Source organism: Streptomyces sp. NPDC088745 (assembly GCF_044751045.1).
Taxonomy (GTDB): domain Bacteria; phylum Actinomycetota; class Actinomycetes; order Streptomycetales; family Streptomycetaceae; genus Streptomyces; species Streptomyces cremeus.
In genome coordinates this window covers 1-20617 of record NZ_JBIVLB010000005.1, presented here as the reverse complement: position 1 = coordinate 20617, position 20617 = coordinate 1, and the positions used below count along the sequence as shown (strand labels likewise).

At 70.2% G+C, this 20617-nt stretch carries 22 protein-coding genes and 1 pseudogene; 16 read left to right on the top strand and 7 right to left on the bottom strand.

The window, feature by feature from the left end; translation table 11 throughout:
* Window positions 1-14: 14 nt before the first annotated feature.
* From ACIP93_RS15390 to ACIP93_RS15365, 6 genes are all read right to left on the bottom strand, one after another.
* A complete protein-coding gene (locus tag ACIP93_RS15390) occupies window positions 15-920 on the bottom strand; it encodes a glutamate ABC transporter substrate-binding protein (RefSeq protein WP_345218228.1) in 906 nt (301 codons plus the stop codon).
* A gap of 14 nt (window positions 921-934) precedes the next feature.
* On the bottom strand, window positions 935-1678 hold the full coding sequence (locus ACIP93_RS15385; RefSeq protein ID WP_401758940.1) for an amino acid ABC transporter ATP-binding protein: 744 nt from the start codon (window positions 1676-1678) through the stop codon (window positions 935-937).
* A gap of 184 nt (window positions 1679-1862) precedes the next feature.
* The gene (locus ACIP93_RS15380; protein ID WP_345218223.1) at window positions 1863-2315 is read right to left on the bottom strand and encodes a DUF6278 family protein; all 453 of its coding nucleotides are present in this window, start codon (window positions 2313-2315) and stop codon (window positions 1863-1865) included.
* A gap of 112 nt (window positions 2316-2427) precedes the next feature.
* Window positions 2428-3207, bottom strand: a complete 780-nt coding sequence (locus tag ACIP93_RS15375) for an exodeoxyribonuclease III (protein WP_345218221.1) — start codon at window positions 3205-3207, stop codon at window positions 2428-2430.
* A 58-nt stretch (window positions 3208-3265) separates the two neighbouring features.
* Window positions 3266-3919: an MBL fold metallo-hydrolase gene (locus tag ACIP93_RS15370; protein ID WP_345218219.1), complete on the bottom strand. Its 654-nt coding sequence runs from the start codon at window positions 3917-3919 to the stop codon at window positions 3266-3268.
* Window positions 3920-3932: 13 nt separating this feature from the next.
* Entirely contained in the window at window positions 3933-5201 is a 1269-nt protein-coding gene (locus ACIP93_RS15365; RefSeq protein WP_401758937.1) for an alpha/beta fold hydrolase, read from the bottom strand.
* A gap of 9 nt (window positions 5202-5210) precedes the next feature.
* Between ACIP93_RS15365 and ACIP93_RS15360 the strand changes: the two are divergent.
* The 16 genes and pseudogenes from ACIP93_RS15360 to ACIP93_RS15285 all read left to right on the top strand — a co-directional run.
* Window positions 5211-5657 (top strand): annotated as a pseudogene (locus ACIP93_RS15360) (TraM recognition domain-containing protein); the annotation flags it as partial.
* Window positions 5654-6148, top strand: a complete 495-nt coding sequence (locus ACIP93_RS15355) for an XF1762 family protein (RefSeq protein WP_401758934.1) — start codon at window positions 5654-5656, stop codon at window positions 6146-6148. The pseudogene ACIP93_RS15360 and the gene ACIP93_RS15355, both read left to right, overlap by 4 nt.
* 44 nt (window positions 6149-6192) lie before the next feature.
* On the top strand, window positions 6193-6717 hold the full coding sequence (locus tag ACIP93_RS15350; protein WP_401758932.1) for a hypothetical protein: 525 nt from the start codon (window positions 6193-6195) through the stop codon (window positions 6715-6717).
* A gap of 124 nt (window positions 6718-6841) precedes the next feature.
* Complete coding sequence (locus tag ACIP93_RS15345) at window positions 6842-7342, top strand: hypothetical protein (protein WP_401758929.1); 501 nt, start codon at window positions 6842-6844, stop codon at window positions 7340-7342.
* Window positions 7343-7365: 23 nt separating this feature from the next.
* Entirely contained in the window at window positions 7366-8112 is a 747-nt protein-coding gene (locus ACIP93_RS15340; protein WP_401758927.1) for a DUF317 domain-containing protein, read from the top strand.
* Between the two features lie 91 nt (window positions 8113-8203).
* Window positions 8204-9076, top strand: a complete 873-nt coding sequence (locus tag ACIP93_RS15335; protein ID WP_401758924.1) for a hypothetical protein — start codon at window positions 8204-8206, stop codon at window positions 9074-9076.
* Complete coding sequence (locus ACIP93_RS15330; RefSeq protein WP_401758921.1) at window positions 9073-9747, top strand: DUF317 domain-containing protein; 675 nt, start codon at window positions 9073-9075, stop codon at window positions 9745-9747. Before ACIP93_RS15335 ends, ACIP93_RS15330 begins: the two co-directional genes overlap by 4 nt.
* On the top strand, window positions 9744-10505 hold the full coding sequence (locus tag ACIP93_RS15325) for a DUF317 domain-containing protein (RefSeq protein WP_401758918.1): 762 nt from the start codon (window positions 9744-9746) through the stop codon (window positions 10503-10505). The genes ACIP93_RS15330 and ACIP93_RS15325 overlap by 4 nt, the downstream gene beginning before the upstream one ends.
* Before the next feature lie 163 nt (window positions 10506-10668).
* Window positions 10669-11358: a hypothetical protein gene (locus ACIP93_RS15320; RefSeq protein WP_401758915.1), complete on the top strand. Its 690-nt coding sequence runs from the start codon at window positions 10669-10671 to the stop codon at window positions 11356-11358.
* A gap of 28 nt (window positions 11359-11386) precedes the next feature.
* Window positions 11387-12208: a hypothetical protein gene (locus ACIP93_RS15315; RefSeq protein ID WP_401758912.1), complete on the top strand. Its 822-nt coding sequence runs from the start codon at window positions 11387-11389 to the stop codon at window positions 12206-12208.
* 25 nt (window positions 12209-12233) lie between these two features.
* Window positions 12234-13013 carry a hypothetical protein gene (locus tag ACIP93_RS15310; RefSeq protein WP_401758910.1) on the top strand — a complete coding sequence of 260 codons (780 nt, stop codon included), beginning with the start codon at window positions 12234-12236 and terminating at the stop codon, window positions 13011-13013.
* 296 nt (window positions 13014-13309) lie between these two features.
* A complete protein-coding gene (locus ACIP93_RS15305) occupies window positions 13310-14185 on the top strand; it encodes a hypothetical protein (RefSeq protein ID WP_401758907.1) in 876 nt (291 codons plus the stop codon).
* Complete coding sequence (locus tag ACIP93_RS15300; RefSeq protein ID WP_401758904.1) at window positions 14182-15450, top strand: DNA cytosine methyltransferase; 1269 nt, start codon at window positions 14182-14184, stop codon at window positions 15448-15450. Before ACIP93_RS15305 ends, ACIP93_RS15300 begins: the two co-directional genes overlap by 4 nt.
* A complete protein-coding gene (locus ACIP93_RS15295; protein WP_401758902.1) occupies window positions 15450-16583 on the top strand; it encodes a DnaB-like helicase N-terminal domain-containing protein in 1134 nt (377 codons plus the stop codon). The genes ACIP93_RS15300 and ACIP93_RS15295 overlap by 1 nt, the downstream gene beginning before the upstream one ends.
* Window positions 16584-16857: 274 nt before the next feature.
* Complete coding sequence (locus tag ACIP93_RS15290; RefSeq protein WP_401758899.1) at window positions 16858-18177, top strand: DUF317 domain-containing protein; 1320 nt, start codon at window positions 16858-16860, stop codon at window positions 18175-18177.
* Between the two features lie 233 nt (window positions 18178-18410).
* Window positions 18411-19289 (top strand): AAA family ATPase, encoded by an 879-nt coding sequence (locus ACIP93_RS15285; protein ID WP_401758896.1) that lies wholly within the window; start codon window positions 18411-18413, stop codon window positions 19287-19289.
* A 625-nt stretch (window positions 19290-19914) separates the two neighbouring features.
* Here the strand turns inward: ACIP93_RS15285 and ACIP93_RS15280 are convergent.
* Window positions 19915-20310 carry a hypothetical protein gene (locus ACIP93_RS15280; protein WP_401758893.1) on the bottom strand — a complete coding sequence of 132 codons (396 nt, stop codon included), beginning with the start codon at window positions 20308-20310 and terminating at the stop codon, window positions 19915-19917.
* Window positions 20311-20617: the final 307 nt, after the last annotated feature.

Here is a 20617-nt window from a genome sequence, read left to right as displayed (position 1 = left end):
CGCGGGTGCCTCCCTCAGTTCGCCGGGTAGCGGTCGATGGGGGGTGCCGGGGTGGCTTTTCGGCCCGAGAGACCGAGCGTGACGTCGTAGGCCCTCTGCCAGTCGCCGCTCTTCTGGCGCGCGGCCAGGGCGTCGTCGACGGCGAACCTGAGCGCGTTGTCGGGGCGGGGGACGCCGATGCCGTAGGGCTCCTCGGAGAACGGCTCGCCGACGACCTTCATCTCCTCGGGGACCTTGGCCGCGTACCCCATCAGGATCGTGTCGTCGGTGGTGACGGCGTCGACCTGGTAGGTGAGCAGGTTGTCGACGCAGACCGAGTAGGTGTCGTAGGCGACGAGGTCCGCCTCGGGGTGTTCCGCGTCGATGCGCTGGTACGGGGTGGAGCCCGCGGCGGAGCACACCCGCTTGCCCGCGAGGTCGTCGGGGCCGTTGATGTCCTTCTCGTCGGTGCGCACCAGGAGGGACTGGCCGGCCAGGTAGTAGGGGCCGGCGAAGCCGACGAGCTTCTTGCGCTTGTCGTTGATGGTGTAGGTGCCGACGTAGTAGTCGATCTGCCCGTTCTGCAGGGCGGTCTCGCGGTTCGCGGAGGCGATCGTGCGGAACTGGACGGACGCCGGGTCGAAGCCCAGGGACGCCGAGATCATCTTGGCGATCTCGATGTCGAATCCGGAGTAGCGGCCGCTCGCCGGGTCCTTCTCGCCCATGTACGGCTGGTCCTCCTTGGCTCCGACGACGAGGTGGCCGCGGCGTTTGGCCTTCTGCCAGGTGGCCGACTCGGGCAGGGAGAAGCCCGGGACGACCCGGTAGCGCGGGAGCTGGTCGGGACGCGGGCCCTTGACGGGCGGGCTGCCCTCCTTGCCGCAGGCGACGGCGAGGAGCGCGAGGCACAGGACGGCGAGGAGCTTTCGAGTGTGCGACATGTCTCCGGGCCCCCTCAGTGCTTGAGGATCTTGGAGAGGAAGTCCTTGGCGCGGTCGCTCTCCGGGGCGGTGAAGAAGGCCTCGGGGGTGCGGTCCTCGACGATGCGGCCGTCCGCCATGAACACCACGCGGTTGGCGGCGGAGCGGGCGAAGCCCATCTCGTGGGTGACCACGACCATGGTCATGCCCTCGCTGGCGAGCTGCCGCATGACCTCCAGGACCTCGTTGATCATCTCCGGGTCGAGGGCCGAGGTGGGCTCGTCGAACAGGAGGGCCTTGGGGTCCATGGCGAGCGCGCGGGCGATGGCCACGCGCTGCTGCTGGCCGCCGGACATCTGCGCGGGGAACTTGTCGGCGTGCGCGGCGAGCCCGACGCGCTCCAGGAGTTCCCGGGAGCGCCGGTCGGCCTCCTCCTTCTTCCGGCCGCGCACCTTGATCTGGGCGAGCGAGACGTTCGCCAGGACGGTCTTGTGCGCGAAGAGGTTGAAGGACTGGAAGACCATGCCGACCTCGGCGCGCAGCTTCGCGAGCGCTCTGCCCTCCTCGGGGAGGGGGCTGCCGTCGATGAGGATGCTGCCCGACTGCGTCGTCTCCAGCCGGTTCATCGTCCGGCAGAGCGTTGACTTGCCCGAGCCGGACGGGCCGATGACCACCACCACCTCCCCGCGGCCGACGGTGAGGTCGATGTCTTGAAGGACGTGCAACTGTCCGTAGAACTTGTTGACGCCACGCAGCTCGATCAACGGATCGACGGCCATACGCTGCCCTACCCACTCTCAGCTGTGTCGAGGTCAGCGCAAACTATCCAGCCCGGAAAGGGACTTCACGCCCGACACGCACAAGTGGGACCAATCACCGATAACCGTATTTACGCGGTTGACGCGGGGGTTGGCGGCGCCGCGCCCGGGAGGACCGCCGTCGCCGCCACAGGCGTCGCACGGGTCACAACTCGGAGGCCTCCGCGTACACCTGTGACAACTCGGGGGCTCCGGTGGCCACCCAGTCGTGACCCGCCTTGACGACATCGAGGTCGCGCCCGGAGGCCAGCACCACCACGGGCTGCCCGTTCGGCCACAGGTGCCAGTGGGCGCCGGGCACGGTGCGCACGACGACGGTGCCGAGATAGAGGCCGGCGTCGTTGCCCAGCCAGGGCAGTTCCTCCCTGCCCTCCAGGTCGTCCGGGTCGTCGCGCCAGCGCGGCGGGAGCTGGTCGAGGGCCTCCAACGAGGCCGGGCTGTCGTCCAGTTCGAGGCCGTACTGCTTGACGCGGGCACGCAGGAGCTCGCACTCGGAGAGCAGCTCCGCGATGCCCTCTTGGTCGGCGCCGTCGGCCGCGTACACCGCGAACCCGCGTGCCGTACCGTGGCGCTTGCGCCAGGTGTCCAGGAAATTCATACCGCTCAGGTTCGCACCCACATGGCTCTGCACACCACAGGCGCGCGGGGGTTGACGCGCGCCCGGGGGCCCTCCCGGGGCCCGGCCGGGGCTCCGGGAGGGTACTGCGGCCTCAGAGGTTCAGGTCGACCACCACGGGGGCGTGGTCGGAGGCGCCCTTGCCCTTGCGCTCGTCCCGGTCGACATAGGAGTCGGTGACCGCCTCGGTGAACGGCTTGTTGCCGTAGACGAGGTCGATGCGCATGCCCTTGTTCTTGGGGAAGCCGAGCTCGCGGTAGTCCCAGAAGGTGAAGGGGTGGTCGTACTTCAGCGGACGCGGCACCACGTCGGACAGGCCCGTCTCGCGCAGGGCCGCCAGGGCGGCGCGCTCGGCGGGCGTGACGTGCGTGCCTCCTTCGAACAGGGCCGGGTTCCAGACGTCCGCGTCGGTCGGGGCGACGTTGAAATCACCCAGCACGGCGAACGGCCGTGCGCCCGCCGCGTCGTCGGCGACGGCGGCCTTCAGCGCCTCGAACCAGGCCAGTTTGTACGTGTAGTGGTCGTGCGTGACCTCGCGGCCGTTGGGCACGTACACCGACCACAGGCGCAGCGGGCCGCAGGTCGCGGAGACGGCGCGGGACTCCTGCGCTCCCCCGTACTCCGGGCCGCCGGGCAGGCCCTGCACGACGTCCTCCAGGCCGACCCTGGAGACCAGGGCCACGCCGTTCCACCGGCCGTCGGCGACGACGGCGGACTCGTAACCGAGTTCGCGCAACTGGGCGGCGGGGAACTGCTCGGCGGTCGACTTGGTCTCCTGGATGCACAGCACGTCCGTGCCGGTGTTCTCCAGCCAGGCCAGCAGCCGCGGCAGTCGGGCGGTGATCGAGTTGACGTTCCAGGTGGCGATGCGCATGGGTCCCAACCTACTCGTCGGGTCTGACAGTCGGCGTGCGTGTCGGTGTCCGAGCAGCTCAGAGCCTCGTGGAAGCGCCCGGTGCGAGGTGGTGGTGGTTCGTGGCGCCGAGGTTGCCGATGTGCTGGCCGTACAGGGGCAGGGCGAGGTCGGTCAGGAGCGCGTCGTGGATGTCGTACGCGTGGCGCGGTTTCACTTCCCGCACGTAGTCGATGACCTCGGAGACCTTGTTCCACGGCGCCATGACCGGCACGAGGAGGGTCTCGACGGGCTGGTCGGGAACGGTGAGCGCGTCGCCCGGGTGGAAGACCGCCCCGTCCAGCAGGAAGCCGACGTTCGTGATGCGGGGCAGGTCCGGATGGATGACGGCGTGCAGCTCGCCGTGCACCTGGACGTCGAATCCGGCGGCGCTGAAGGTGTCGCCGTGCCCGACGGTGTGCACCCGGCCGGGGAACGCGGCGGAGAGCTGCTCGGCGACGCTGCGCAGCGTCCAGATCTCGGCGGCCGGGTTCGCCTCCAGGGCGGCCCGCAGGTGCGGCTCGCTGAAGTGGTCGGGGTGCTCGTGCGTGACGAGGACCGCGTCCGCCCCGAGCGCCGCGTCGTCCTCGCTGAACGCGCCGGGGTCCAGCACCAGGGTGCGCCCGTCCTTCTCCAGACGGACGCAGGCGTGGGACTTCTTCGTCAGTTCGATGCTGCTGTGGGTGTCGCTCATGGCTTCCATCCTGCTACGGCTGCGGCGTGGTCTCCTGCCGGACCACCTCGCGGGCGGTCTCGAAGGCGGCCTGCGCCGCCGGGACACCGCAGTAGACGGCGCTCTGGAGCAGCACCTCGCGGATCTCGGCGGGGGTGAGCCCGTTGCGCAGGGCGGCCCGTACGTGGGTGGCCAGCGAGGCCTGGTGCCCGCCCGCGACGAGCGCGGTGAGGGCGACGACACTGCGGGTGCGCCGGTCGAGTCCCTCCCGGGTCCAGACCTCGCCCCAGGCGTACCGGGTCAGCAGCTCCTGGAAGTCGCCGGTCATCTCGTCCGCGCCGGCCAGCACCCCGTCGACGTACGCCTCACCGAGCACCTCGCGGCGCACCTTCATTCCGGCGTCGTACGGGTCGGGCCGCCCGGCGGCCGCCGCCTCGGGCGGGCCCTCGGGGGCGGCGGGCGCGGCTTCGGGGGCTTCCTCGGGGGCGGGCGGCACCGGGGCGAGCAGGGTCGTGCTGCCGTCCTCCCAGTCCGAGGAGAAGTGCCGTACGAGCAGGTCGGTGACGGCGGCGGGCTGCTCGACGGGCGTCAGGTGGGCGGCTCCGGGCACCAGCGCGAGGCGGGCGTCGGGAATGCCCGCGACCAGGGTGCGGGCGTCCCCGGGCCCGGTGACCTGGTCCTGCTCGCCGACCACCACGAGGGTGGGCACGGCGATCCGCCCCAGCTCGGGCCGTACGTCGAAGGCGGCCAGCGCCTCGCAGGCGGCGATGTAGCACCCGGGGTCGGTGGTGCGCACCATCTGCACGGCCCACTCGACTATGGCGGGCTGCGCCGCGGCGAAGGCCGGCGTGAACCAGCGCGCGGGCGCGGCGGCGGCCATGGGCTCCATGCCGTTGGTCCGCACGATGACGCCGCGCTGGCGGAACTCGTCGGCGGTGCCGAACCGGGGCGACGCCGACACCAGCGCCAGGGACGCCACCCGGTGCGGGTGCCGCAGTGCCAGCTCGGCTCCGACCGCGCCGCCGATCGAGCAGCCCGCGTACCCGAACCGCTGCACGCCCAGCCCGTCCAGAACGGCGAGCAGCCGAGCGGTCAGCTCCCCCACGGACGCCACGGGCCCGGCGGGGGCGCCGCCGTGCCCGGGCAGGTCGTAGCGGAAGACCCGCCAGGTGCGGGTGAGCTCGGGTATCTGGCGGTCCCACATGTGCCATGTGGTACCCAGTGAGGGACCCAGCACAAGGACAGGGGCGTCTTCTGGCCCGTCAAAGCGGTATTGCAGGGTGTTCATCGGTGTCTCACTCATCCGCATGACCCTCTCACCTGTCACCTCCAGTCCTACCGGCAGGGGCAGAAGGTGTGGGGGGACGCGGGCATGGACGCCATGTGGTCCGCCTCCACGATCAAGGTCATCGGCTCCGGCATCGACGACCCGGACTTCGCGGACAAGCTGTCCCGCCTGATCGGCGACCACGACGTGGAGACCCGCTCGATCTCGCACTCGGACTCGGGGAAGTCGACGTCGATCTCGATGCGGCAGGAACGGATCTTGCCCGCTGACGCGATCCGCGCGTTGCCCAAGGGCACGGCGCTCGCCTTCGCCACCGGTATGCGTGCCGCGATGCTCGACCTGCGGCCCTGGTACCTCGAAGACGACGCCGCCGAGCTTTCCGCGGCATCCGCTCGTGCCTCTCAGGCGATCACCGACCGTGCGCTGGCGAAGCACCAGGCGAAGAAGACCGACTTCACGAAGGCCGCATGAGCGGGGCCCGCCTGCACCTGGTGCCGGTCCGCTCCCGGGAAGCGAAGGACTTCGTGCGCGTCTGGCACCGCCATCACCCTCCACCGGCCGGGCAGATCTTCGCGGTCGGCGCCGCCGACGACGCCGGAGTCCTGCGGGCCGTGGCCGTCGTCGGACGCCCCGTGGCCCGGCATCTCGACGACGGCACCACGCTCGAAGTCACCCGGACCGTCAGCGACGGCACCCGCAACACCAACTCGCTGCTCTACGGCGCGTCGTGGCGTGCGGCGAAGGCCCTGGGATACCGGCGTCTGATCACGTTCACGCAGGAGGGCGAGAGCGGTGCCTCCCTGCGTGGAGCGGGCTGGCGGTTGATCGCCCGCCGTCCGCCGCGCCCTGGCTGGCACACCGCCTCCCGCCCGCGGGCCGGCCACGGCAACGACCATGTCGCCCGCTTCCTGTGGCAGGCCCCCGGCCCGGAGCCGACCAGCACCCCGTACACCAGCTCGTAACCCCGACCTCGTCTCCGTACGCCCTCACGGAAGTAGATCCGCGCATGGCCGACTTGACCGAACACATCCGCCTGCTCTCCGGCGTCCACGGCACTCTGAAGGAGTTGTCCGCCGAGGCCCGGCAGATCCGGGAGGGTGAGATCGCCAAGCCTGTCCGCGAGATCACACCCCTGAGCCTGCGGGTGCACGAACTGGCCCTGCAGTGCACCCGCCAGGTCCACGACCTGTCGGTCAGCGAGTACGCCGCGACGGAAGGTGGTACAGAAGCCCTGGCACTGCTGGTCGGCGCCTCCTATCAGGTCTCGCTCGCCGGCACTCTGTGCAACCTCGCCACCCACCTCCGCACCGAGATTTACCTGTACGAGGACGCCGACCCCACGGCCGCGAGCAGTGCCGACCAGCTGCGCCGCGCCGAGGACGAGATGCAGCGCGCCGCCACCACCTACCGGACCGTAGCGCGGCTGGCATCCCGCCACCTCGCCTCGTTCACCACGCCCTCGGCGCAGCACCGCAGCCCCGCGCAGACCGCCCCGAACCCACCGGAGCTCACCACCCGGCGCCGTGCTTAACAGCCCCGGCCCCCGCCTTGCAGGCAACCTGCAGCCCCGGACCGCGCCGCCCCCGCGGTGTGACGCCCGCCCCCCTTCCCTTGGAGAACTCGTGCACCTGTATGAACCGGTTGATCTTGAAGACATGCTGCCGCGGCAGGCCGTGGACGCGGTCACCGCCGATATGAACGAGCACCCTGCCACGCCCGACCCCAACGGTCTCTTCCACACCACCCGGCACACTGCCCTGCTCAGCCACCTCACCGCGCAGCTGGCTGCCGCCGTCGAGTACCAGCTCACCGTCGGCAGTCCCGATCTCCCACCCGCCACGACACTGAGCCGCACGGCCGTTCACCTCGGCCGGGCAGTTGCCCACCACGCCCAGGCTCTCGACGAACTCCTGTTGCTGGCCACCAGCCCCCGCAGCACCCTCCAGGAGCAGGTGTCCGCCCTCGATCAGCAGCGCAGCCTGCGCGTCCACCTGACCAATGCCCACGCAGCACTTACCGAGGCCCGCATCCTCCTCCACGCGCCACCGTCGGCGCCCCTTCCGCCCGCCCACCTACCACCGCGTTCCCCTGCGCTCGGACCTGCCGCCCCCGCTGTGCCAGCAGGGCCCAGCAACGGCCCGGCCTCCCGCTGGTGAAGCGTGACGCCCCCCAGGAGCGAGTGCTTCTCGCACCCCGCTATCTCGCCGGCGGCGGGCTGTCGCAGGCGCGGATCACCGCCACGATGGATCCCCTGGTGCGCGACTTCGGGTGGCCCGTCAAGCGCGGGCACGACACGGGCCGCATCGCCGTGACCAGCCCCGACCGCACGTTTTCCATCACCTTCGACCCAACGCGGGACGACGGACGCTGGTGGACAGTGCAACACCACGCCGGTGCCGACGACGCCGATTCCTGGCAAGCTGACATCACCCGCCATACCCCCATCGAGGCGGTCGCTGCGGCCCTTCAGCTCCTGCCGCTTCTCAATGGCGATGCACGACGTTTGGAGCGGCTCGGCCTTCTCCACGAGGACCCGCCCCACCGCCTCGCCCAGACCCGGGGCTGGACTGCCGACGGTCTCCAGCGACAACGGTATGCATCTCCCGAGGGCCGCTGCACCGTTCACCGCGAACCCGATGACCACCTCGCGTGGCGCATCGAGACCTCAGCACCCGGCGAGACACAGGCCGCGTGGCGGGCGGACTTCACCCACGCCACTCCCGCCGGTCTCGTGACCCGCTTCTTCGCCAACCTGAGCGGGCCCATCCCCGTCGAGCGCCGGTGCAGTGAAATCCCTCCGGCGCTCCGGGATCTGCCCGACGTCCGCATCATCCGCGCCGCCCCGAGACGGCCGCCGCTCACCGCCAGGCCCGCAGCACAACTGTCCGCCCGGCCACCGGCCGTCCGCTTGCGCAACACCCGCTGACCCGGCCCCTGCTGTCACACCAGGCAACGCACGGATCGTCCACACCGATGACCGCCCTCGATGATGCCCAGAACCCTAGGACCACCTCCTCTTGCCCCACCACGAACACGAACTGACCAAGAACGTCGCCGAACTCCGCGCTCTCGGCTATGACTTCGCTGCCTTCCACCTCACCCTGGAGGAGCTCGGCGTCCGTCCCGGCACCGAGGCGCTCGCGGAGTTCACGGAGCTGCTGCACACCTCCCACCAGCTCACGGTCCGTTCCCTGGAACAGCTGACCGCCCTGGCCACCGGTCCGTTCCCGGCGATTCCCGGCAGCAACCTGGCCCTGGACGCACTGTCCGGAGGAGTCGCCTGCGCCAGCGCGGCCAGCACCGAACTCGCACGCGCCATCAGCGACATCGCCTACGACAGCACACCCCGGCCGCGCTCCCCGACCATCAAGATCGACGCAGCGGCCATCCGCCTCGCCCGCCACCAGCAGGCCGCCCCGCTTCTCCACGGGCAGCTCGCCAGCGCCGCCGACCACGTCGACGTAGCGGCCACGGTCTTCCACTACCTGGCCACGACCATCGCCCAGGACATCGGCCACGACGACGCTGTGCAGAACAATCACCGCCCCGAGGTTCCGCAGGAGCTGACGCCGGGCCAGGTCCGGGCACTGCGGACGCTCGCCCTCGGCGAGGGACGGTGGGAGATGACGGACGAAGACTCCGGCCACATGCTCATCACGACCAAGGACGGCAGCACCGTCACCAACGCAGCGGTCCACCATCTGCTGGCCCTCAAACTGATCAGCGCCGGCCCCGGCGCCCTGCACGAGGGGCAGGCCCTGACGCTCACCCGTGCGGGCGAGCAAACCCTCGCCCACCACACCTCCCCCACCACTACTCGCACGCCGCTCCCGGCCCTCAATGCCGCACCGGCCCCCACTGCCGCATCGGCCCGAGGAGCACACCGATGACGTTTTCGGTGCCGAACCGCATACCGGCCGCGTCCGAGGACCGCTCCTTCGAAGGCGTTCCGCGGGCGTGGGAGATCTTCGGCCCGATGGTTGAACACTTCGGATGGGAGCTCTACCAGGCAGAGGGATTCCTGGCCGTCGGCTGCCCGTACAGCTCCTTGGGTTTCCGACTCGACCTGCGCCGGAAAGAAGCAGCGTCGTGGGAGCTGGAGCACCGGATCCCGCACTGGTTCGCGCAGTTCAGCCGCCACACCCCCGTCGAGGCCCTCGGGCTCATGGTCTACTCGCTGCCCCAGCTCCAGGGCGACACCCGCTTCGCCGAGAGCATCGGGTTTCTGCCTACCGGTGTATCCGAGGCCGCCGCCGACGCCCGGTGGGCCGCCTCCCGCACACCGGGCGGCATCGAGTTCGCCTCCCCCGACGGACACTCTTCGCTCCGGTACATGCCGCGGTCGATCGGCATCCACACCATGTGGGCGTTCCGGGGCTACAACACCGAGCACAACCGTGCCTGGGAAGCCCGCTTCACCCAGGGCACCCCAGCCCCGCTCGTCGCCCGATTCCTCACCACCCTCACCACCACTGCCACTGGGGAGCGCCGTACCCCGCTGGGCGGCGCCACCCCGCTGCCGGCCCTGGAGACCGCACTCACTTCTGGAGTTCGCCGATGACGTTCGATCCGTACGACCGCGTCCTGGTCTCGCCGCGGTATCTCGCCGGGGCCGGGCTGGACCGCCTGGGTGAGGCCATCGGCCCGCTGGTGAACCGGGCCGGGTGGAGCACCGAGCAGGACCGCACCCTGGGCACCCTGGCTGTGTTCAGCCCCGACTGCAATGTCACCATCGCCCTGGACACCGGGCACCAGCGCGGCGACTGGTGGACCGTGTCGCAGGAAGACCCCTCCTGGCGGGTTAAGTTCACCCGCCAGACCCCGATCGAGGCCATCGGCCCGATGCTCTACCTCCTCCCGCAGATCACGCTGGGCGACCACCGCTTCGACGCGGAACTCGGCGCAGCCCCTCCCGCCCTCCACGACACAGCAGGGCAGAGCGCCTGGTCGAAGGAGGAGCTGCCTGACGGGGTGCGGTACACCTCGCCGGACGGGCACTGCTCCTTGGAGCACACCCCGCAAGCGTCGGGCGAACAGGTGCGGTGGGTGTTCCAGCACTCGGTGTTCGACGGCTTCGACACCCACTGGACGGCCACCTTCTCCGCCACCACCCCCCAGCCCCTCGTTGACCAGTTCTTCAGCAATCTGGCCAGCGGCTTCCCCGTGGAACGCACCTTCATCGACCTTCCCTTCATCCTGCAGGGAACGGACGAAGCGCTCATCACCCCTGTGCACGGCACCCGGCTGAATCCCGGCCTCGATCACGCCGTCGCGCAGATCGCCCGCATTCCCGAGACGCCTCCGGCCCGACGCCGCTAAGCCCCCCTCACCCCCGGAGGCACCCCTGCCCGGCAACCCTTTCTCCCTTGAACCTGCCGAACAACTCCTGTCGCTGGCGGCCGACTTCACCCGCTTCACCGACGCCCACGCCCGGCATGAACTCAACGGGCCGACTCCCACCGTCCTGCTGAACGCTCAAGCGGTGTCCGCCCAGCACGCGGCGGACGAAGCCTCCGCCATCGTGGGCACCCTCAACGCCCAGCCGATGTACCACAGCCCCGAGATCCGCGCGGTGTACGCCCGCACGCGGCAGCTGGCCCAGCTCGCGAACGATGCGGCCGATCACCTCATCGACGCCGTCGACATCATCGAGCACACCGTTCAGCGGCTTCCCGTCGAACTCGGCGACGGCTTCCTGGCCGTCCTCACCGAGAAGGACGCCCGCCTGGAGGCCAGCAGACGCTTCACACTGGCCGCCAGCCTCACCGCCCTCGGCGCCCCCGACGCTCTGGCAGCCGCCGAACAGTACGTCGTCGAGCGCCGCAACCGCGGCTTCGTACCCGGCTACCGGCCGCCCGGCCTCACCCCGGCCCAGAACGGCACCCTGCGCGCCGTGGCCCGAGGAGATGTGGGCATCACCCAGGACAAGCCGTACCTGCGCCGCGAGGACTTCCGCATCAGCATCAGCATCAGCACCATCCGCGCCCTGGAGAGCCGCGGACTGGTGATGCGCGAGGAGTGCCCGGCCTGGTTGTGCGACGAGCGCGTCCACCTCACCGCAGAAGGACGCCGCGACCTCGCCGCCTCCTTCGCGCGCTCCCGCACCACCTCCCTGAGCGCCACCCGCCCGGCTGCACCCCTGCCGACAGCCGCCGCCGGCCACTCCCGCTGACCGCCCCCCTCACACCAAGGCCCCCCTTTTGGACACTGCTTCCGACGACCACCAGCTCTTCGACGTGACGCCACGGCCGAGTCTGCCCGAACGCATCCTGGCTCTTGCCGCCGACTACACGCGCCACGCCGACCTGCTCGCCGACCACCGCCTGACCTCCCCTGCCAAGGCGGACCAGCTGACAGCCCCCCGCAGGTCCGCGGAACGCCTCGTGCGTCTGTCCCGTGACCTGCTCCACGAGGTCACCGCCACCTTCCCCCGGCACAACACGGCGCCCCGCGACGCCGCTGCCCGTCTGCGTCAGCTCACCCACCTTTCCGAGCTCGCTGCAGCCCAGCTCGACGGGCTGCAGCGCACCCTGGAAGCCACCGGCTCTCCCACCACACGCAGCACCGCGATCACTGCCGCCCGCGGGCTCACCCGCCTCGCCGCCGAGGACCTCGCCGTATGCGCCTACACGGTCGCCGGCGAACTGCGCCTGCGCGGCATCGCCGACCACAGCGGGCAGGCACTGCCCCTGACCGCGACGGAGAACGACGCCCTGGCGGCCATCGCACGCGGGCACGTCGCCCTGACCGACCCCCAGCGGGTCCCGCACGTCGACGCCCGCACGCCGATGGCCATCGAGATCGTCCGCACGCTCACCGCACAGGGGCTGATCGAGGCCGTCCCGATTCCCCGCGAGTACGACTGGCGCGACCAGGCCCGCCTCCACGTCACCGAGAGTGGCCGCGCCCACCTCGTCGGCCTGGCCAGCCTCCCGGCCCCCACCGCGCTGCCGCCCGCGCGCCCCCTCGCGGCGAAGCCCGCCACCGCCCCGGCAGCCGGTACCGCCGCCCCACGCCGCTGACCTAGGCCCCCTCACAGAACACGCCATGCTCCTGCCCCCTGATGCATCCGAGCGTCTGCATGACCTCGCCTTCCGCTTCGACGCCCTGCACTCCCGTCTCGTCGACCTGCCCCCCTCCAACGCCCCGGAGTACCTGGGCGACCTGCGCCGGCACCTCACCGTCGCCCACACGCTGACCGACGACACGCTGTCCCTGCTGCACGACCTCCACCACACCGCCCCCGACGTCCTTGCGGTGAAGGAGCGAGGAGCGTTCGGTGCCCTGAGCATCGTGGCCACCCGGGCGGCCTCCCTCAGCGCCTGCCTGGTCGACGTTGCCACTGCCCCGCTCACACACGACGAACGCATCGAAGACGCGCTCGATCACCTGGAGGGATGTGCCGAGGGGTGCCGGGCCGCCGCCCGGCTCCTCACCGGCCAGCCCCGCTCTGCGCAGACCCCGCTGCGCCTGGCCTCGTCCGCGCCGGCCACCGACGCCGGCCCCCACCTCACCCCCTACCAGCACTCGGCCCTCCGACTGATCGCCCAAGGCCAAGCCACCCTGCACCAGGCCCCGTTCGGCCGTCCCTACCTCTCCGCGCCGGGCGGTCGGCAGATCCTGCTGACCACGTACGAGGCCCTCCTCCGGCAGCGGCTGATTGCCCGCGACACCCGCTTCCCGCTCCCCGTCGGGCAGCCCGTCACAGCCACCAGCCTCGGCCGCTCCGTCCTGGCCGCTCTCCCGCCGCCACCGGCCACTCCGGTGCCGGGACAGCCCCTGCGCCCGGTCCCGGCCGCGCACCGCCACCGGACCGGTGCCCGATGACCGCCCCCTCCATGCCTTCGGCGACGGGCAGGGAGCCCCGGTCGGAGAAGCGACGGACCGACCGCTACAACCGGGCAGAGCCCACCCCCACGCCGCTCCCTCGCCCTTTCCCGGCGCGCTGTGTGCCCGCCCCCGCCGAACCCTGCCCCGCTTCCGCGCGCCGCTAAGCACCGCTTTCTCGCCTTCTTCCCGGCTGCCGGACTCTTGGCGCCGCCCACTGCAAGGACATTTCCATCTCCTCTTCTTCGCCGCGCTTCCGCGCCATATCTCTCGGTGCGGGAATCCAGTCCAGTGCCATGCTCGCGCTCTCCGCCGAGGGAACTCTCCCCAAAGTCGACTATGCAATTTTCGCCGACACCGGGTGGGAACCTGCAGCCGTTTACGCCCACCTTGACCGCCTGGAACAGGAAATAGCGAAACCGGCCGGAATTTCTATCCTTCGCGTCTCTGCGGGCAATATCCGGGATGACGCCCTGAATCCGGACAAGCGGTTCGCCTCCATGCCGCTCTACATCCTTAACCAAGACGGCAAACCAGGGATGACCAGGCGCCAGTGCACGGGCGAATATAAGGTTAAGCCAATTAAGAAGACAATCCGCAGCCTTCTCGGATACCCCTACCCGACGCGTATCCCGAAAGACATCTGGGTCGAGCAGTGGATCGGGATTTCCACCGATGAATTCCATCGGGCAAAGGATTCCGACGTCAAGTACATGCGCAACCGGCACCCGCTGATTACCGACCTGGACTGGTCGCGGGCCGACTGCACTCGCTACCTCGCATCAATCGGCCTGGCTGAAACCCCGAAATCCTCCTGCCTGGGCTGCCCCTTCCACGGAAATGCCCAATGGCGCCACATCCGCGACACCAGCCCGGACGAATGGCAGGACGTCATCACCTTCGACGCCGCGATCCGCCAAGGGAACGCGCGCGCCAATGCCACCGGCAACCGCCTGCTCGGGCAGGCGTTCCTGCACCGCTCCCGGGTGCCCCTTGACCAGGCGCCGATCGACCACGTCACTGCCGCCGAATGGGCTTCTCTGCAAGCGGAGTTGGCGGAAGGGCTCGACGTCCAAGAACTGGAGCGGGGAGTCGAGGACGGGTGCTCGCCATGGTCCTGCCGCGGCGAACAGCCGGAACCGGAACAGGACGACTTCGGACTCGCCTCTTGATCCTTGACCTGTTCGCTGGGCCCGGCGGCTGGAGCTGCGCCCTGGCCGCCCTGGGCATCCGGGACGTGGGCCTGGAGTGGGACCCGTGGGCCTGCAAGACCCGTGCCGCTGCCGGCCAGTTGACGGTGCGCACCGACGTGGCGATGTACCCCACCCACCCGTTCGTCGGACGGGTGACGGGGCTTATCGCTTCGCCGCCGTGCCAGGCATGGAGCATGGCCGGCAAGCGCCTGGGCCTGCTGGATCAGCCGCTGGTCCACCAGGCGGTCGCCGACCTCGCCGCAGGCCGTGACACCCGGGAGAAGCTCCTTGCGTCCTGCCGCGATCCGCGGAGCCTGCTCGCCGCCGAGCCGATGCGCTACCTGCACGCCCTGCACGCTGAAGGCGGGCCGCAGTGGGTGGCGATGGAGGAGGTCCCCGACGTCCTGCCCCTGTGGAAGCAGTACGCCTCCATCTTGCGAAGCTGGGGGTTCTCGGTGTGGACGGGCATCCTCAACGCGGCGGACTACGGCGTGCCGCAGACGAGGAGGCGGGCGATCCTGCTCGCTTCCCGCACTCGCACCGCCGCCCCGCCGCCCCCCACCCACGCGAAGGTCGCCGAGCCCGTGTCGCTGTTCGGGCCGGGCCGCGCCCGCTGGGTGTCCATGGCCGAAGCCCTCGGGTGGGGCGCCACCGACCGCCCCACCCCCACCGTGTGCGCGGGCGGCGGCCCCGGGGGCGGGCCCGAGCCCTTCCCCTCCGGAGCCCGCAAGACCCTCACCGACGCCCGCGACCGCGGCACCTGGCAGTCCCGCCCCGAAACCGTCGTCCTCCAGTCCCGTCGGGAGGGCGCGGGCTGGGCAGCCCGGCACGGCTCCCGCGAGAACCGCCCCGCCGGCGGGCCCGCGCCGACCTTCACCGCCGAGGCACACCGCTGGTCGTGGTCGCTGCGCAGCAACAACCAGGCGAACGCCACCGTCCGGCATATCGACGAACCCGCGGGGACTCTGTTCTTCGGCCACCGCGCGAACGAGTGCATCTGGATCGCCGAACCCCCCAAGACGTCTGCGGCAGAGCAGGAGCGGTCGGCCCCGGAGTCGATCCGGATCACCGACACCGAAGCCGGAATCCTGCAGAGCTTTCCCCGCGACTACCCCTGGCAGGGCACCAAGGGACAGCGGTTCTCCCAGATCGGCAACGCGGTGCCCCCGCTCCTCGCCGCCCACCTGCTGGCCCCGCACCTCCCCGCCACGCTGAACCCCGCCGACTTCACCCTGGCCGCCTGATGCCTCACACCACACCCACCGAGGACGATCCCCTTGCGGACGAGGACTCGGCACCTGACCCGGTGGACTACGCCGAGCAGGCCCTCCTCGGCGCCCTCCTGAGTCGGCCCGCCCTCATCCACCAGCTCCCCTCTCTCTCACCCGGCGACTTCGCCCGGCACGCGCACGGTGCCCTGTTCGCCGCCATCACCCAGCTCGCCCCTCCTCCGGCCACAAACGCCAGAGGGGTGAAGGGGGCACCTGCGCTGCCGAGCCTGGAATGGATACGGAGCGTCTTCACCGCAGCCTCGGCACGTTCGCGCGGCCTGCACCTGCCCTATCTCCACCACTTGATCCACACCTGCCCCACCCCTGAGCACGCGCCTGCGTACGCACGGATCGTGCAGGCCGGCCACGCGCGCCGCAGCCTGGGCGCGCACGCGGAACGGCTGGCCCAGCTCACCCACGACACCACCCGTCTCGTGCCCGCCGCCGCGGTCGCCGACCAGGTACAGCGCCTGCTCCAGCACCTCGACACCCTCCAGCAACAGCACGGGTTCCACACCAGCACACCACCCCGCACACCCTCGGCCCCACTGCCCGGCAACGAGCCGACGGCGGACGAACTCAGCGCGGAACAAAGCCTGCTGGCCGGGCTCCTCCACCATCCCGAAAGCATCGCCGGACTGCCGCTTCGCCCGGCCGACTTCACCGACCCGCTGCACAGCGGCCTGTTCGCGTGCCTGACCGCCATGGCCCACCGAGGACACCCCATCGATCCGGTCACCGTCCTCACCGAAGCCCAGCAACGCGGCCTGCTCACCCGTCCCGACACCGCCCAGAGCGTGATGGCCCTCGTACAGCCCAACCCCGACGACCCCGCCTACTGGACCGAACAGATCCTCCACCACACCGTCCTACGCACCGCCCGCACGGCAGCACACCGCATCCGCGCCTACACCGTCGACCCCGCCACCACCGCCCACCAGCTGCTCATCGGCACCCGGCGCGCGCTGGCTGAAGTGACCGGCGCCCACCGCCGCTGGCAGCTCCAGCGCACCCCGCCAGCACCCCCACCGTCCCGCCCGCCCGTCACCGTCCGCGCGCCGACCGCCCGCACCGCCCCACCACCAGTGACCCGTACAGCCCGCTGACCCGCGGAGTTCCCGCTTCCCCCTTCCTTCCATGCAGCGCCTGAGTCAACTCGGGTTCGCCTGCGCCCTCGTCCCTCTTGCCGCAGCACTCGCCCACATCGCCCTGAGCGGTCCGGTCGAGGTCGTCACCGTGCGCGGTACTCGCCGCGTTCTTCACCACCGCCCTCAGCGTGATCGCACGAGCCGGCCACAACCTCCCGCGCACGGCATCACGCCCCGGGCGTCTCCCGGCCTTCTGTTCCTCACCTTCTGCTTCCCAGCGAATCGAGCACACATGACCCCAACCACCCCGGCCCCCGCCCATGTGCTTCTCGGCCCGCACCCCGGCACCAGTGCCGTCCTCGCCACCCTCCACGGCGACGACACCCGCCTCGCCCAAGCCCTGCTCCACCAACAGGGCTTCACCCCCGCCAGCGCACAGATCATGATCCTGGCTCGCATCGACCGCGAAGAAGCCCACTACACGAAGAACGCCATCACCGCGCTCCGCGAGGACGGCATCATCGTCACCGTCGCCAAAGCCCTCCACGAGGAACTGCACACCGAGTGGTCCTGGGCCGACCACCCCATGCACTGGCTCACCGACGAGGAGAAACGCGGCGTGTCCGCCGACGCGCAGCAGATCCACGACGACATCCGCGACGGCCGCCTGATCATCCACGCCCACGCCCACGACGGACACACCACCGTCGCCGTCGGCACCTACCGGGATGGCACCACCGTCAACCTGCACGGCGAGAACCACCTCTGGGTCGTTGCCACCACCAGCCCCACCGCCCGGGAAGCCCTGACACAGTTCGTGGGCCAGTACCACGACAAGGTCCGCCTCGGAGCGGCCCCACCGACCCACGTCGAAACCGAAGCCGCCCAAGCCCTCACTGAAGCAGCCCTTCTCACCCCGCAGGAAGCACCCACGCCCCCGTACGCCGCCGGCCCCGGCGACCACGACGCAGTCCTTGAGACCTTCCTCGACACCCACAGCGACTGGACACGCTGGCAGACCTGGTCTGATAACACCACCCACCTCGTCCACGACGAACAGACCCTGCGCATCGAACGCGAACACGAGACCACCCGGGGCGACACCGCCTGGACCATCGCCGCCTACGAAAGCCCCGTCTCCGACCGCCTCTGGCACCTCTCACTGACCACCGACACCCCCGAGCCGGTCCTGCGCACCGTGCTGGACACCCTCGCCGACAACGACCTCACCTCCCGCCCCGTGTCTGAAGAGTCCGTCCACGCCATCACCTCTCCCCTCTTCCAGGCCGGATGGAAACACTCCGCGGACGAGTACCACCAGGCCTGGGAAATCACCGGTGCCACGGGCCTGCAACTCAACCGCACCGCCACCTGGCACATCGAAGACGACACCTGGACCCTCTGGGGCGGCCCCAGCATCCACCACCCCACCTGGACCCTCACCGCCTCCCGCGCCGTCCCGGTGGAAATCCTTACCGCCCTCGCCGAAGAACTGACCACGGAAACACCCCCACCACCGACCCGCGCCCGCGCCCGCAACCAGCAGGACTTCCTGGCCGCACCGCCGCACCTGCCGACCGCGAACCGTGCCAAGCCGCACCCACAACGTTGATTCCCTGGCGCACTCCGAACACAGCAAGCACAGCGCGCTGCCCGGAAATCTCGGTGCGGCTCCCGTGCGCCAGCGCCAAGAACTCCTGCGCCGCACGCTCCCAGGTGTGCGCGCCACCGGGCCCTCCACCGCCGGATCGGGAGCATCCGTAAGTGAATAGGCGGCCCACGCCGCCTCGGCCAAGTTGTTGGTTGAAGGGGGATGGTGGCCACCAGCGGTACGAAGATGGGCCCGTGCCGAAGAATCCTCCGGAATCGATGCAGCACCACCTGCGCCAGCGTCTGAACCGTCACGCCCGTGAACGCTGGCCGCACGTGGACGCCATTACGGTCCGCTTCCACACCGGATACGCCTACGTGGCAGCACAGCTGCCCAGCGGCCAGAACCTGCCGCTGTGTCGCCTGCGCTTCACCGGCGTACTACACACCTGGGGCTTCGCCCTCTACTCGGCCAGCAACGACAGCTACCGGGACACCATCCTGCCCAGCGGACTGTCAGCCGGCTCCCCGGAGGAAGCCCTCGACTGCGCAGGCGCCCTCTACCTCGATGCTCTCGCACCTGTCATTCGGGTACCGGCAGGACTCGTGGTCCTTGTCGGCCCTCCAGCCTCGGGCAAGACCAGCTTCGTCCGGGCACTGATCGCACGTCGGCAGATCGACGCGGAAGCCGTGGTGTCCAGCGATGAGATCCGCGCGGAGCTTTTCGGCACCTCACCCGTACAAGCGGAATCCGACGCGGCGGACGCACGGATCTTCGGCGAACGCGACCACAGGATCATCGCCAGACTCGCAGCCGGACGCAGCGCAGTCGCCGAGTCGACGAACGTCACGCCGCAGGCGCGCGCACGACTCATCGCCATCGCCAGGCGCTTCAACGCCCCGGTGAGCATGCTGCGATTCAACCCGGACGTCACCGACCTCCTCCAGCAGTACACAGAGCGAGGCCGCACCGATCTCACCGCCGCAGACGTCCGTGCCTACGCCGCGGTCATGATCCGGGAGGCCAGTGCCGACCAACTCCGTTCCGAAGGCGCAACCACTGTCCACGATGTCCCGGGACGTCGCCAAGCAACCACACCCGCCGAAGCCGCCGCGCACTTCTCCTTCGCCTGACACAACCGACGGATCCAGACTCGCGGTTCAGTGCGGCATACGCCGGGCCTCCCGGCCCGGCCCGGTGTCGTGTTCCCCATCGGAGAAGCGTTCCGTACGGCCCCTGTGGATACGGGCCGTCACGGAACACCACGGCCCGGTGCCCCGGGGGGACCCACGGGACCGGGCCGGCTGTTCTGGGATGCTGCCGGATCAGTTCCAGCGGCTGTCGAGGACGAGGCCCCAGCCCGGGTCCCGGCGGCGCCACGTAATGTCTTCGTGCAACTCCCAGTTCGGGTCCTTGCGCGTCATCGGGTTCCCCTCCCTTGTGGTGTGCTGCCGAGCGCAGCAACGATCACGAGCGCACGGCCCCGCGCCCTCTTCACGAGCCCCCGACGTCCCCTCTCCTCGACCGCCGAGGGCACCGCGACGTCGACCGTCCGCCGGTCGACCCTGTCGTTTGAGGGGGTCTCCGCTTCCCTTGCCACGTCTTCGCAACCGTCGACGTCGTTCTCGGAGCGCCGACTGCCGCCGCGCAGAAGGGGGCCGGCAAGCGCCTCGACACCGACCAAACCATGGGGAGACGAGACGCTGGAGTTCGAGGCGGGTCGGGTGAGGGCGTAGGAGATCGCGGGACCGCTGGGAATTACCGGTACAGGACGATCGAGTTGATCGGGGTCAGGTTCAGGTACTCCCCGTAGCCGGGACCCAGTACCTTGCTGCAGTCGCCGGTGCCGTTGTAACCGGTGCACAGCTTCACATACGCGTCCTCGAACGGACCGTTCTGGTTGTTCAGGACCCAGTGCTGGTTGACCTGGTTCGACAGGTTGTAGGTGCTGTAGCGGAAGTACTTGTTGGTGATGTCTCCGGCGCCGATGTTGCTGTAGCGGCCCTCGGCGTAGATGCAGACGTTGCCGTCCGGGCAGCCGGCCCAGTCCCCCTGAGCGTCGGCGGAGGCACCGGACGCGCCCGTGAGTACGGTGGTGCCGGTCGCAGCGGCGACGGCGGCCACGGCCAGCAGGTTGCGAAGCTTGTTCCTCATGATGGTTCCCTCCCTGGCTCTGCTTGACATGTAAATGCCTACCAGGCGGCGTTGCCCGGGCAAGTAGCTTTACAGTGCGCGGCCGGAATGCTCCGTCAGATGTCCGGATCGCCCCGGTGAAATGGGAGTTGGGCAGACCGGCTCATCGGAGCCAGGGGCCGTGGTGGTGACTGAGCGTTTGGTTCTGTAGCAAGTCTCTGGCTCCGCAGGGTTAGTACTGCAACGGTCCTTGTCGTGACGGTTGGGCAGGTTGGTCGTTGCTCTGTTCATGGGTGGGGAACTCGTTGATGCCCGGTCGTGGGCGGGG